This is a genomic window from Zunongwangia sp. HGR-M22 (assembly GCF_027594425.1).
GTDB lineage: Bacteria > Bacteroidota > Bacteroidia > Flavobacteriales > Flavobacteriaceae > Zunongwangia.
In genome coordinates this window covers 2,451,526-2,465,003 of the sequence record NZ_CP115159.1, presented here as the reverse complement: position 1 = coordinate 2,465,003, position 13,478 = coordinate 2,451,526, and the positions used below count along the sequence as shown (strand labels likewise).

Annotated in this window: 12 protein-coding genes; 5 read left to right on the top strand and 7 right to left on the bottom strand. The window is 34.6% G+C overall.

Annotated elements, in window-relative coordinates:
• Nucleotides 1-13: 13 nt before the first annotated feature.
• The 6 genes from PBT91_RS10795 to PBT91_RS10770 all read right to left on the bottom strand — a co-directional run bounded on the left by PBT91_RS10795 (nt 14) and on the right by PBT91_RS10770 (nt 5,323).
• Nucleotides 14-388: a hypothetical protein gene (locus PBT91_RS10795; RefSeq protein WP_270058477.1), complete on the bottom strand. Its 375-nt coding sequence runs from the start codon at nt 386-388 to the stop codon at nt 14-16.
• A gap of 27 nt (nt 389-415) precedes the next feature.
• Nucleotides 416-757 (bottom strand): arsenate reductase (glutaredoxin), encoded by a 342-nt coding sequence (arsC, locus tag PBT91_RS10790; RefSeq protein ID WP_270058476.1) that lies wholly within the window; start codon nt 755-757, stop codon nt 416-418.
• A gap of 76 nt (nt 758-833) precedes the next feature.
• Nucleotides 834-1,931, bottom strand: a complete 1,098-nt coding sequence (prfB, locus tag PBT91_RS10785; RefSeq protein ID WP_270058475.1) for a peptide chain release factor 2 — start codon at nt 1,929-1,931, stop codon at nt 834-836.
• Between the two features lie 63 nt (nt 1,932-1,994).
• Nucleotides 1,995-2,858 carry a transglutaminase-like domain-containing protein gene (locus PBT91_RS10780; RefSeq protein ID WP_270058474.1) on the bottom strand — a complete coding sequence of 288 codons (864 nt, stop codon included), beginning with the start codon at nt 2,856-2,858 and terminating at the stop codon, nt 1,995-1,997.
• 44 nt (nt 2,859-2,902) lie between these two features.
• A complete protein-coding gene (locus PBT91_RS10775; protein ID WP_270058473.1) occupies nt 2,903-3,847 on the bottom strand; it encodes an alpha-E domain-containing protein in 945 nt (314 codons plus the stop codon).
• Between the two features lie 9 nt (nt 3,848-3,856).
• Nucleotides 3,857-5,323: a circularly permuted type 2 ATP-grasp protein gene (locus PBT91_RS10770; protein ID WP_270058472.1), complete on the bottom strand. Its 1,467-nt coding sequence runs from the start codon at nt 5,321-5,323 to the stop codon at nt 3,857-3,859.
• A gap of 199 nt (nt 5,324-5,522) precedes the next feature.
• On the opposite strand from PBT91_RS10770, the gene PBT91_RS10765 reads away from it, so the two are divergent.
• The 3 genes from PBT91_RS10765 (at nt 5,523) to PBT91_RS10755 (ending at nt 9,587) form a co-directional block, all read left to right on the top strand.
• Nucleotides 5,523-7,922, top strand: a complete 2,400-nt coding sequence (locus tag PBT91_RS10765) for a zinc-dependent metalloprotease (protein ID WP_270058471.1) — start codon at nt 5,523-5,525, stop codon at nt 7,920-7,922.
• 18 nt (nt 7,923-7,940) lie between these two features.
• Nucleotides 7,941-8,969: a threonine aldolase family protein gene (locus PBT91_RS10760; RefSeq protein ID WP_270058470.1), complete on the top strand. Its 1,029-nt coding sequence runs from the start codon at nt 7,941-7,943 to the stop codon at nt 8,967-8,969.
• Between the two features lie 102 nt (nt 8,970-9,071).
• Nucleotides 9,072-9,587, top strand: coding sequence for a redoxin domain-containing protein (locus PBT91_RS10755; RefSeq protein WP_270058469.1), 516 nt, complete (start codon nt 9,072-9,074; stop codon nt 9,585-9,587).
• Between the two features lie 129 nt (nt 9,588-9,716).
• Here PBT91_RS10755 and PBT91_RS10750 read toward each other — a convergent pair whose 3' ends face one another.
• Nucleotides 9,717-10,043, bottom strand: a complete 327-nt coding sequence (locus PBT91_RS10750; RefSeq protein WP_228249827.1) for a YbaB/EbfC family nucleoid-associated protein — start codon at nt 10,041-10,043, stop codon at nt 9,717-9,719.
• Nucleotides 10,044-10,179: 136 nt separating this feature from the next.
• Here PBT91_RS10750 and PBT91_RS10745 point away from each other — a divergent pair, with 136 nt between their 5' ends.
• Both PBT91_RS10745 and PBT91_RS10740 read left to right on the top strand, forming a co-directional pair.
• Nucleotides 10,180-12,240, top strand: coding sequence for a S9 family peptidase (locus PBT91_RS10745; RefSeq protein WP_270058468.1), 2,061 nt, complete (start codon nt 10,180-10,182; stop codon nt 12,238-12,240).
• 89 nt (nt 12,241-12,329) lie between these two features.
• Nucleotides 12,330-13,370, top strand: coding sequence for a PLP-dependent cysteine synthase family protein (locus PBT91_RS10740; protein ID WP_270058467.1), 1,041 nt, complete (start codon nt 12,330-12,332; stop codon nt 13,368-13,370).
• Nucleotides 13,371-13,478: the final 108 nt, after the last annotated feature.

Here is a 13,478-nt window from a genome sequence, read left to right as displayed (position 1 = left end):
TCATTTTCAGTAATTAAACTTTTTTCTGAATAGATTTATTTATGTTAATATATTTTTTAAATTGTTCGTTAGATAGCATTTTAGCTAGATTGCGATGTTCTACTTTTTGTATTGCTTTAAGCTTTCTAACCTGCGCTATAGGATTCATGCTACTATTAATAATCTCGTTTTTCTTTAAAGTATATTCTATTATTAGATCTTCCATTTTACGTGTTTGTTCTTCGTTTAGGAATAATCTATCTTTCCAAAGTAGAGAAAGCTCTTCAGCAATTTCTTTGATTTCTTCTCTACTTTTCTTGTTCATGTAAATTTGTGAGGCAACAAATCCAGCAACTATTACTGTTGCAAGACTTATTAATGATATTCGTTGGTTTAGTGTAAGTTTCATTGTATTAGGTTTTTGGAGAAATAAAAGTTATAAGACTTTTTTAATGTCCTCGGGTGGTCTTCCCACTACAGCTTCAATCTCATTTTCTACGATTGGACGCTCTATTAACTTAGGGTTTTCTGTCATTATTCGTACCAATTCATTTTCGCTAAGATCTTTATTCTTATAATTTTCTTTCCAGATTTTTTCATTGGTTCTTATTAATTGCAGTGGAGCAATGTTAAGCTTTACAAGCAAATTCTTTAGCTCATCTTCAGATAATGGATCTTTTAAATATTCTCTTATTTTAAAATCTTTTCCTGACTTTTCTACAATGGCTAGACCTTCTCTGGATTTTTTACATCGAGTATTGTGATAAATCGTGATCATTTTCAATAATTCTTTTTATATAAAATAAGCAATTTTTTATTTTTTCTAAAATAGTTTTTATGTTGTTTTATGATTATCAATCATCGTTCCTTTGTCCCATCATCATCAAATAAGCTTTCAAAAATTGATCTAAATCACCATCCATAACACTATCTACATTTCCGGTTTCTTCCGCCGTACGAACATCTTTAACGAGCTTATATGGGTGCATTACATAATTTCTAATCTGCGATCCCCATTCTATTTTTTTCTTACTGGCTTCAATGTCTTCTCGTTGCTCCCGTTGTTTTTCTAATTCTATTTCGTAAAGCTGCGATTTCAGCATTTGCATCGCCCGGTCTCTATTTTCATGTTGTGATCTGGTTTCAGAACAAGAGATTTGTATTCCGGTAGGATGGTGTACCAGCTGCACTTTGGTTTCTACTTTGTTTACGTTTTGCCCTCCTGCACCACTAGATCGTGCCGTAGTTATTTCTATATCTGCAGGATTAATTTCTATTTCAATAGTATCATCTACCAAAGGATAAACATAAACAGAAGCGAATGAAGTATGCCTTTTGGCATTACTGTCAAATGGGGAAATTCTAACCAATCTATGGACGCCATTCTCACCTTTTAACCAGCCAAAAGCAAATTCTCCTTCAATCTCTAGGGTTACCGTTTTTATACCTGCAACATCGCCAGCTTGATAGTTTAATTCTTTAATTTTAAATCCTTTTTTTTCAGCCCACATCAAATACATGCGCATCAACATTTCTGCCCAGTCGCAACTTTCAGTCCCGCCGGCTCCTGCGGTAACTTGTAGTACAGCACTTAGGTCATCACCCTCATCAGAAAGCATATTTTTGAATTCGAGCTCTTCTACAGTTTTTAATATTTTATCGTACTGTTTGTTAACATCACTTTCTTCAGCTTCTCCTTCATTATAAAATTCAAGTAAAACCTGTAATTCTTCTAAACCGCTTTTGGCAGAATTGTAATCACCAACCCACTTTTTTTTGCCTTTTAGCGTTTTCATGAAAACTTCAGCTTCAGAAGGATTGTCCCAAAAACTAGGGTCAAATGTTTTTTCTTCTTCGTTCTGAATTTCAATTAGTTTCTGATCTATATTTAAATGAACTTTTAAGTTATCTATTCTACTAGCTATATCTTTTACCTGATCGGTAGTTATCATATATCGTAATTTATTGCAGTATAATTCTTTTTGGGTGATCTAAATTTGAAGAATTTGTTAATTCTACTGTTGCATATTTTGTTGCGCATGGACATCAACAGAATACTCTGTGCGGTTGGCACCTTCAGCATAGATAACGCCTTTTATAGGAGGACAATCGGAATAATCTTTACCATGTGCTACTTTAATATGATTTTCTGCAGCAATTAGATTATTTGTAGGATCAAATCCTATCCACCCGCAATCTGGTATAAAAGCTTCTGTCCAGGCATGCATTTGTGAATCACCAAAATAACCATTACCCTGGTGCAGGTAGCCCGAGACGTAGCGAGTAGGGATTTTATAAGATCTGGCTACGGCGCAAAAAAGATGTGTGAAATCTTGGCAAACACCTTGTTTTTCTTCTAAAATGATGTCTAAATCTGTATCTACATCTGTAACATTTACCTTAAAACTAAAAGTATCGAAAATCCACTTGTTTAGATTTTTTAAGTTTTCGAAAGCAGAACTTTGCTCTGAAAAAGTAAAGTGAATAGTATGATGCTTGGGTAATTTGGTAAGTGCGGTTTCTTTTAAGAATAAAGAATGATGTACTTTGAATTCTAATGAATCTAAAATTTTGTTTTCCTGCTCTATGCTAAGCTGATTTATATTTTCAAAAGGATTATATTTTTCTTTTAATACATGAAATTTAGCTTCAAATTCTATTTTATTGAATTTCGTTTTAGGATGAACTCTATAAGTAGTAAAGCCATATCCATTAACTGAAGTCTCTGTAGGAATGTTTAAAGAATTTTTAAATTCTGAATAAACCAATTGCTGAGACCCTAAATCTAAAGGAGCAATTAAAAATTGCCACAATGCTTCCTGTACGAAATTATCGTAGAAATTAGTCGCTTTATATTTTATAATATAGTTTAAAGACATTTTTTAAAATAAATGCGAATTTAAAAATAATGAGGTTCATTTAATCATAAAAAATACTCAAATTCTATCTTTTTGGCAATATCATTTAATTGCTTAAGAATTCTTTCTATAAAACTCTGTAAATCTTCCTCTATTTCTTCTATCACTTTAAATTGATATTCAGATTTTACTTTTCCTACTAAAAATTCTGCTGAATGTTTAGAGGGCGATTTTTCACTTGACAAATCGTCTATATGTTTACATACCTCGTTCAAGCAAGTCATTACTGATCTTGGACAAAGTGGATTAAGAATTAAAAACTCTAAAGTTGTTAGACTTCTAGGAGGTTTTTTATAAAACCGCCTCATCATATCGTAGGATTCGGTACATTTTAGTAGCGTTGTCCATTCGTAACTGTTTTTTAAATGATCACCGTAACTTCCTCCCGCTAAATTTGCATCGTTATATTTAGCATTTATAATCCTAATTATTTGGGTTGCTCTTTCTATATTAATTCCCAGCATAATGATACTGTATACATCATCATGTAATAATGTGCCCTGCACTTTAGCTTTTAAGATCGATGTAGATTCGGCTACATTTACTGTAAACTCATAAAGACCATTTTTCACAAATTTATCGATGGGATAATTAAGTGTATAATGATAGAATTTATTTAAAGCTTCATATAATTCTGTCGAAATTAAATCTCTGGCACTATTGGCATTTTCTCTGGCATTTTGAAGATAAGAAATAATAGAGCCTGGATTCTCCTTGTTTAAAGCGATATCGAATAAAACTTTTTCTTCATCTAGCTGAATGTTAGGATCATCAACGGGATCACTGGCCATAAACAGCATCGATCTAAGCACAAATTGTCTTGATTGTGAAAGCTCGTTTGGCGCATCCAACGAGGAAAAATAATTTACATTTAAATATCTAGCTATGTGTTCAGATCTTTCTATATAGCGACCCATCCAGAAGAGGTTATTTGCAACTCTTGATAACATATTATAATTTTATTTTTTTAATACCCAGGTATCTTTAGATCCACCTCCCTGAGAGCTATTTACAATTAGATTTCCTTTTTTTAGTGCAACTCGCGTTAGGCCTCCTTTTAAAACAAAGTTGGTGTCTTTGCCTAGTAAGCAAAATGTTCTAAGATCGACATGCCTGGGTTCAAAACTTTGGTTGTCTTCAATATACGTTGCATGAACAGAAAGAGACATTATTGGTTGTGCGATATACTTTCTTGGATTTTCCTTAATTACAGTTTTTACACGTTCTATTTCTTCTTTGGTAAGTTTATTTCCTATAGAAATACCATATCCTCCAGCTTCATCTACGGGTTTTACAACCAGTTTTTCTATATTCTCTAAAACATATTTTAGTTCATCTGGTCTGCTACAGTGGTAGGTGTGTACATTATTTAGAATTGGTTCTTCATCTAAATAATATTTAATTATTTCTGGCATATAGGTGTATACCGCTTTATCATCTGCAACTCCAGTTCCTGGAGCATTTACTAAACAAACATTTCCTAATTTGTAAGCAGATAATAAACCGGGAACTCCTAAAGTTGAATCTGGTCGAAATTCTAACGGATCCATAAAAATATCATCTATTCTACGATAGATAACATCCACCTTTTTAGGCCCGTTAATTGTACGCATATATACAAAATCATTCTCTACAAAAAGGTCTCTACCTTCTACAAGCTCTACACCCATGGCTTTTGCTAAATAAGAATGCTCATAGTAAGCCGAATTATAAATTCCCGGTGTAATTACTACACAAGTTGGAGTATCCACGCCTTTTGGTTTTACCGATTCCATGATTTCTAAAAGATTTTCTGCATAATCGGTAACGGTATGTGTTTGATAATGATTAAAAACACCAAACAATGCGCGCTTAAGTGCGGTCCTATTACAAATAACATAGCTTACACCAGAAGGGCATCTAATATTGTCTTCTAAAACATAATATTTACCATCTGAGTGTTTAATAAGATCGGTCCCACTTATATGATTGTAAATACCACCAGGTGGATCGATCCCTTGCATTTGATCTAAATAATTTACGGACGAGTTAATTAAATCTAAAGGTACAATGCCTTGTTTCAATATTTTTTTATCATGATAAATGTCCCATAAAAAATGATTAAGCGCTTTGCTACGCTGCAGTACTCCTTTTTCAATAATATTCCATTCTTCATGATCAATAATTCTTGGAAAAAGATCGAAAGGAAAAACTTTTTCCTTGGTTTCATGTTCCCCGTAAACCTGAAAAGTAATTCCTTGGTTAAAGAAAGAAGCTTTGGCTTTCTCATTTAACTTTGCAAAATCCTGAACAGAATGACCGCTATAAATGTCTAAAAGCGTTTTGTATACTTCCTTGACTTTATTGTCCTTGGTGAAAATTTCGTCAAAAAAATTATCGTCTTTTCGGTAAGAAGAAAAGCTTGGTTGGTTAGTGTTTGGACTCATAGAAAATATTTTGACTTAAAATACTCATTTTTTCAGTTCAAAGCGTTAGTTATTTGGTATTAATTAACTTTTGTGTTGAAATGTCCTTAAAATAAAAGCTTGTTTTGTATGAAATTAATATTTAGTGGTATTAATGATTGAAGTGGTTTTCTTAAGTGATTTTAAAAATTAAATTTGAATGTCTTTAAACCATTTTTTTATGAAGAGAATACTATTACTTACTTTATTATTTACACAATCTATCTTTAGTCAATTTCTGAAAGAAAAAGAAGATCTTAATAAATACGAAGGTTTCTTCAATTTTTACTATAATCAAAAAACCGATGAAATCTATCTTGAAGTAGATAAATTAGACAGCCTGTTTTTATACAATCATGCTTTAAGAAGCGGAGTAGGAAGTAACGATATAGGATTAGATCGCGGCCAGTTAGGCGGCGCATCTGTAGTAAAATTTCAGCGCGCCGGCGATAAATTATTGTTGGTAGAACCCAATCAGCGTTATCGCGCGGTGACCGATAATGAACTGGAAAAACAGAGTATAGAAGAAGCTTTTGCAAAATCCGTAATCTATGGTTTCGAAATAAAAGAAGAAAAAGACGATACTTTTATTATCGATCTTACACCTTTTATTATGGAAGATGCGCATGGTGTTGCAGAGCGTTTAAAACGTGGTGACTACGGAAGTTATAAAATAAGTAAAAATAAAAGCGCATTACAGCTAGATCGAACTAAAGCTTTTCCTAAGAATGTTGAATTTGAGAGTTTGCTAACTTTTGAAGGTTCCCCAAAAAGCGGAACAGTAAGAAGTGTAGTGCCAGATGCGGCCAATATTAGCCTTATTCAGCATTATTCTTTTGTAGAATTGCCAGATGATAAGTATGAAAAACGACTTTTTGATCCGCGCAGTGGGGTAAATTCAGTTTCGTATTACGATTATGCAACGCCGGTTTACGAGCCAATTTTAAAAAGATATGCCGTTCGACACCGTTTAGAAAAAAAATATCCAGAGGCTGAAGTTAGTGAAGCAAAACAACCAATTATTTATTATTTAGATCCCGGAACACCAGAACCGGTTAGATCAGCGCTTTTAGAAGGTGCACGTTGGTGGAACCAGGCTTACGAAGCTATAGGATATAAAGAAGCTTTTCAGGTAAAATTGTTGCCAGAAGATGCAGATCCTTTAGATGTTAGATATAATGTAATTCAGTGGGTACATCGTTCAACTAGAGGATGGAGTTATGGTGCTAGCGTTATTGATCCAAGAACGGGAGAGATCATTAAAGGACATGTAAGTTTAGGAAGTTTAAGAATTCGCCAGGATTTTATGATCGCTCAGGCACTGCTAAATAAACCTTTTGCTGAAAGCGATAAAAATCACGATAAAATGATGGGAATGGCCATTGCCAGAATCCGTCAACTTGCGGCTCACGAAGTGGGGCACACTTTAGGTTTTGCACATAATTTTGCAGCTAGTGTTAGTGATAGAGCTTCAGTGATGGATTATCCGCATCCGCAATTCAGGATAGAAAACGGAGAGATAAGCGCTGCAGATGCTTACGACACCAATATTGGAGAATGGGATAAATTGATCGTAAAATATGCATATTCTGATATGCCGAAGGAAACTTCAGAAAGGGCATATTTGAATTCGATTATTCAGGAAGCTTACGATCAGGGAATTCAGTTTATAAGCGATAGTGATGCCAGAGCACAAAGCGGAGCACATGTTAATGCTCATTTATGGGATAACGGAAAAGATGTTACCGCGGAATTAAAAAACGTACTCGAAATTCGTCAAAAAGCGATAGATAATTTTTCTGAAGATAATTTCAGAACAAACGAACCATATTCAGTATTAGAAGATGTTTTTGTACCCTTATATTTTTTCCATAGATATCAAACGGAAGCGGTAAGTAAATTAATTGGTGGTTTGGATTATAATTACGCGGTAAAAGGCGGTGCTGAAAAAATTGTTGAAACTTTATCTCCAAAACGTCAAAAACCGGCTTTAGATGCGCTGTTAAAAACACTAAAAGCAGAAACGCTAGCTGTTCCGCAAGAAAAATTATCGCTTTTCCCGCCAAGAGCTTTTGGTTACGGCAGATCGCGAGAATCTTTCAAAAGTAATACTGGTGTAGCTTTCGATGCTTTGGGAGCACCGGCTACAGCCAGCGATATGACGCTGAGTTTATTGCTGAATCCAGAACGTATGGCCAGGTTAATTCAGCAAAAATCTTTAAATAAAAAGCAATTAGGATTAAGGGATTTGCTTGAAAAATTAATCGCTGAAACTATCCAATATCAACCTAAAGATTCTTATTTGCGTGCAGCACAGGAAACTATAAATTATAATGTCCTGCAGCATTTATTTAACTTAGCAGTAAGTAAAAATACAACTCCTTTGGTGAAAGCTGAGGTGAATTATAAGTTAGCTGAATTAGAAGATTGGTTAGATGATGAAGATGGTGCAATGTACGAGCAAATGCTTGAAGAAATTGAGCGGTTTATGGATAAACCGGGAGAGTTCGAGCCAATGCCAGATGCACCTAAAATTCCCGATGGTTCACCAATAGGAAGTTTTATGTGTACAAGATTATAGAAAACGAGAATAGATTTTATGAGCGAAATAGATTTAAGAAGTGACACGGTAACCAGACCAACCAAAGGAATGCTAAAGGCGATGATGAATGCTGAGGTTGGCGACGATGTTTATAAGGAAGATCCTTCAGTAAATGCTTTAGAAGAAAAATTAGCTAAGCTTTTTGGGAAAGATGAGGCGTTGTTTTTTCCTACCGGGAGTATGGCCAATCAAGCTGCGATAAAATTGCATACGCAACCAGCCGATCAGTTAATTTGTGATAAATGGGCGCATGTTTATAATTACGAAGGTGGCGGGGCTAGTTTTAATAGTGGCGTAAGTTGCAAACTGGTGGATGGTCATCGTGGCATGATCACGGCCGCGCAGGTAGAGGAGAATATAAATCCACCAGATTTTTATCATAGTCCGCTTACAACCTTAGTTTGTTTAGAAAATACAACAAACAAAGGAGGCGGCGCTTGTTACGATATTGAAGAGATCAAAAAGATTAGAAAGGTCTGTAATACACATAATCTTGGTTTGCATTTAGATGGTGCCAGATTGTTTAATGCATTGGTGGCAAAAGGAGAATCTCCTAAAGAATATGGAAAGCTATTCGATACCATTTCAGTATGTCTTTCTAAAGGATTGGGAATTCCTATGGGATCTGTTTTAATTGGTAATAAAGATCTTATGAAAGGTGCAATGCGCGTACGTAAAATTTTAGGAGGCGGTATGCGTCAGGTTGGTTTTATGGCTGCAGCAGGGATTTATGCCTTGGATAATCACGTAGATCGCTTAGCTGAAGATCATAAAAGAGCTAGTGAAATTGCTGAAATATTAAGAGCGCAATCTTACATTGGTGAAGTAGAACCTGTTGAGACAAATATTATTATTTTTAATTTGAAGGATGCTTCAGCTGAAGATAAATTCAATAAAACGCTTCAGAAAAATAATATTAGGATTAGTGCATTAGGTAAAGGAAAATTGAGGATTGTAACGCATTTGGATTATACTGAAGAGATGCACCAAAAGTTCCTTTCAGTATTAAAAAATATAAGTCTGTAATTTTTAGATTTTCAGAAATCTTAACGCAAGCTTACAAAGCTTTTAATACAATTTTCGATCATTAATCTTTAGCTTGAAATAAATAAAAAAAAGCTATTGATAATGAAAAATGTATTGCCAAGAAAGCAAGCGCCACAATTAAGAGTTCAAACCACAAAGGGTGTAGAATGGGATATTACAAATGCAAATCCAGAGAATTTTACAATGATCGTTTTTTATCGAGGGATTCACTGCCCGGTTTGTAAGAAATATCTAAGCGAATTAAATTCAAAGATCGATGAATTTAAAGAGCGTGGAATCGATGTGATTTGCATAAGTGCGAATACTGAAGAATTAGCGAAAAAAACATTAGAATCTTGGGAGGTAGATCAACTAAATATTGGCTACGGTTTATTAACTGAAGATGCGAGAAAATGGGATCTTTATATTTCTGAAGGGATAAATGATAAAGAACCAGATGCCTTTTTTGAACCTGGATTATTTTTAATTAAGCCAGATAATTCGGTTTACGCAGCGAGCATACAATCTATGCCATTTGCTAGACCAGAGTTCGAGGCGATTTTAAAGGCTGTCGATTTTGTACTGGATAAAAATTTTCCCGCTCGCGGTGAAGCTTGAAGCTTAATGATCAGAAAAAAGAAACAAAAAACCTGCAATATCGATATTGCAGGTTTTCTTATATAATTTTTCAAAGAAGTTTAAAATCTAATATCTCACATCTAGTTTCTAAAATCTAACTTCTAAATATTATTTAAACATATCACCAAGACCAGGAATATCTGGCATTCCGTCTTTTGCAGCAGCTCCAAGTTCTTTTTCGTTAATATCTGAAGCTTTTGCGATAGCTTTATTAAGTGTAAGCACTAAATAATCTTCTAATTGTTCTTTATCCTCTAAAAGTTCATCAGCAATATCGATACTTTTCACTTCGCGAGCTGCAGTCACAGTCACTTTTAATAGTCCGTCGCTAGATTGCTCGTCAATAAGTACTGTTTTTAGGCGTTCTTTTGTTTTTTCTACATTGTCTTGGGCTTCTTTGATCTTATTCATCATACCCATCATATCTCCAAACATAGTCGGTTTCTTTTTTAGTTAGAAATACAAAATTAGTAAAATCTAAGTTGAAGTTGATCTAAGAAATTGTGAATCTGTGAATACGAATTTAGATTTGAAGCCTTACCTTTGCCAAGGTTAAAAAATTGAATTGATTTTGAATAAAGAAGTGCAGCCGCCAAAGGCTAGAAAAATACCTGCAGAATTAACGATTCACGGCGATATTAGAGTCGATAATTATTACTGGATGAACGATCGTGAAGATCCAGAAGTAATTGCTTATTTAAATGCCGAAAATGAATATAATGAAAAGCAAACGGCGCATACCAAAGATTTTCAGGCAAGTTTGTTTGAAGAAATGAAGGCAAGGATCAAGGAAGACGATCAATCTGTACCTTATCGCTTAAATGGCTATTGGTATATCACAAGGTTTGAAAAGGGTGGCGATTATCCAATATTTTCAAGAAAAAAAGGTACTCAGGATGCACCGGAAGAAGTGATGTTTAATGTGAACATTATGGCTGAAGGTTTCGAATATTATCGTTTGGGTGGGTTAAATGTGAGCCCTGATAACAAGATGGTCGCTTTTGGAACCGACACGGTTAGTCGAAGAAAATATACCATCCAGATCAAGAATTTGGAAACCGGGGAGTTATACCCAGAAAAAATAGAGAATACAACCGGTGGTTCTACATGGGCTAACGATAATAAGACATTATATTATACCAAGAAAGACGAGCAGACTTTGCGAAGCTTTCAGATCTATAAACATATTTTAGGAACAGATCCTGCAAAAGACGAGCTGGTTTTTCAGGAAGATGATGAGACCTTTAATACTTATGTTTATAAGTCGAAGTCTAAAAAATATATCATCATTGGTTCGCATAGTACTTTAACTACGGAGTACCGAGTTTTAGAAGCCGATAAACCTGAAGGTGAATTTAAAGTGATTCAGCCAAGAGTACGCGGATTAGAATACAGTATTTCACATTTTGGCGAGTATTTTTATATTTTGACCAATAAAGATGAAGCCCAGAATTTTAAGTTGATGAAAACATTAACTTCAGCTACAGAGATGGAAAACTGGGAAGATGTGATCGCGCATCGTGAAGATGTATTGTTAGAAGATATCGATATTTTTAAAGACTTTCTGGTTATTGGGGAACGTAAAAACGGACTCAATGAAATAAGAATTATTCGCTGGGACGAAAGTGATGATTATTATATTCCGTTTGATAATGAAACCTATACCGCATATACTTCTATCAATCCAGATTTTGATACAGAGGTGCTTCGTTATACGTATAACTCGATGACGACACCAACTTCAGTTGTCGATTTTAATATGGTTACCAAACAAAAAACTGTATTAAAAGAGCAGGCCGTATTAGGTGGTAATTTCAATAAAGAGAATTATACTTCAGAACGTATTTGGGCTACTGCCGAGGATGGAACTAAAGTTCCGGTGTCTTTGGTGTATAGAAAAGGAGTTCAAAAGGATGGGAATAATCCTTTACTTCAATATGCTTATGGTTCGTATGGTTCAACCATCGATCCTTATTTTTCAACCGTAAGATTAAGTTTGTTGGATCGAGGATTTATTTATGCGATTGCACATATTCGTGGTGGAGAATACTTAGGAAGAAACTGGTATGAGGATGGTAAACTTTTTACCAAGCGCAATACGTTTACCGATTTTATAGATGTTTCTAAACATCTTATTACAGAAAAGTATACTTCCGAAGAAAAATTATTCGCTATGGGAGGTTCAGCAGGAGGTTTGTTGATGGGCGCGGTGATCAATATGGCGCCACAATTATACAAAGGTGTTATTGCGGCAGTTCCTTTTGTAGATGTTGTAACCACCATGTTAGATGATAGTATTCCATTAACCACGGGAGAATATGATGAGTGGGGAAATCCTAACGAAAAAGATTTTTACGAGTATATGCTATCATATTCACCATACGATAATGTAGTAGCTCAGGATTATCCTAATATGTTAGTAACTACAGGTTTGCACGATTCACAAGTCCAATATTGGGAACCTGCAAAATGGGTTGCCAAATTACGTGAGTTAAAGACTGATAATAATCTTTTGTTATTGCATACAAATATGGACACCGGTCATGGTGGGGCTTCCGGAAGATTTGTGGCGCTTAAAGAAGTTGCCGAAGAATATGCTTTTTTGTTCGATTTAGCCGGAATTAAGGAATAATTAAAAAATTTGCCTTAACTTTGAACGGTTTTGAAACATTATTTCCTGGCTATAAATAAGCCAAGCTTAAAACGTAAAGAACTTCATTTATGAAAGAAGATTTGCAGGTGTACGACAATGTTCTACAACTTATAGGAAAAACACCGCTAGTACAACTTAATAAGATCACTGAAGGTTTCAAAGGAGATTTCTATGCAAAAGTAGAATCATTTAATCCAGGACATTCTTCTAAGGATCGAATTGCTTTATATATTATAGAAGAAGCTGAAAGAAAAGGAATCTTAAAACCTGGTGATACGATTATAGAAACCACTTCTGGTAACACAGGTTTTAGTATTGCGATGGTTAGTCAGGTTAAAGGTTACGACTGTATTTTGGCAGTGAGCTCTAAAGCATCGAAAGATAAAATCGATATGCTAAGAACAATGGGAGCGAAAGTATATGTTTGTCCTGCGCATGTTGCTGCAGACGATCCACGTTCTTATTACGAAGTAGCTAAGAGACTTCATAGTGAAATTAAAGGTTCTGTTTATATTAATCAGTATTTTAACGAATTAAATACTGAAGCACATTATAAATCTACAGGCCCTGAAATTTGGAATCAGACTGAAGGTAAAATCACTCATCTAATCGCTTGTAGTGGTACTGGAGGTACAATTTCTGGAACAGCAAGATATTTAAAAGAGCAAAATCCCAATGTTAATATTATTGGTATTGATGCTTATGGTTCAGTATTAAAAAAATACCATGAAACCAGAGAATTTGATAGCGAAGAGATCTATCCATACCGAATTGAAGGACTGGGTAAAAATTTAATCCCTACTGCTACAGATTTTGATGCTATCGATAGGTTTGTTAAAGTAACAGATGAGGAAAGTGCACATACTGCCAGAGAGCTTGCTAAGGTGGAAGGAATGTTTGTAGGCTATACCAGCGGAGCCGCGATGCAGGGATTAAAACAATTAGCTGAAGCGGGTGAGTTTGATGAAAACAGTAAGGTGGTAATGATATTTCCAGATCATGGTAGTCGCTATATGAGTAAAATTTATAGCGATAAATGGATGGAAGAACAAGGCTTCTTTGATACTAAAAATGAAGCTGAGGTTAAAGCAATAGAGTTTATTAAATAGTTGATTTTGCTTAAAACCAAAAACATATAAAAACAAAGCATCCTTCTATTAGGGATGCTTTGTTTTTTTAAAACCTAGATAAATACTTTGTAGAATTGAACCAAATTT

Bases quoted from the DNA above. Each gene is read 5' to 3' on its own strand.
- arsC (WP_270058476.1), bottom strand. From the start codon at position 757: ATGATCACGATTTATCACAATACTCGATGTAAAAAATCCAGAGAAGGT.
- PBT91_RS10795 (WP_270058477.1), bottom strand. From the start codon at position 388: ATGAAACTTACACTAAACCAACGAATATCATTAATAAGTCTTGCAACA.
- PBT91_RS10770 (WP_270058472.1), bottom strand. From the start codon at position 5,323: ATGAGTCCAAACACTAACCAACCAAGCTTTTCTTCTTACCGAAAAGAC.
- PBT91_RS10755 (WP_270058469.1), top strand. From the start codon at position 9,072: ATGAAAAATGTATTGCCAAGAAAGCAAGCGCCACAATTAAGAGTTCAA.
- PBT91_RS10765 (WP_270058471.1), top strand. From the start codon at position 5,523: ATGAAGAGAATACTATTACTTACTTTATTATTTACACAATCTATCTTT.
- PBT91_RS10750 (WP_228249827.1), bottom strand. From the start codon at position 10,043: ATGTTTGGAGATATGATGGGTATGATGAATAAGATCAAAGAAGCCCAA.
- PBT91_RS10780 (WP_270058474.1), bottom strand. From the start codon at position 2,858: ATGTCTTTAAACTATATTATAAAATATAAAGCGACTAATTTCTACGAT.
- prfB (WP_270058475.1), bottom strand. From the start codon at position 1,931: ATGATAACTACCGATCAGGTAAAAGATATAGCTAGTAGAATAGATAAC.
- PBT91_RS10775 (WP_270058473.1), bottom strand. From the start codon at position 3,847: ATGTTATCAAGAGTTGCAAATAACCTCTTCTGGATGGGTCGCTATATA.
- PBT91_RS10740 (WP_270058467.1), top strand. From the start codon at position 12,330: ATGAAAGAAGATTTGCAGGTGTACGACAATGTTCTACAACTTATAGGA.
- PBT91_RS10760 (WP_270058470.1), top strand. From the start codon at position 7,941: ATGAGCGAAATAGATTTAAGAAGTGACACGGTAACCAGACCAACCAAA.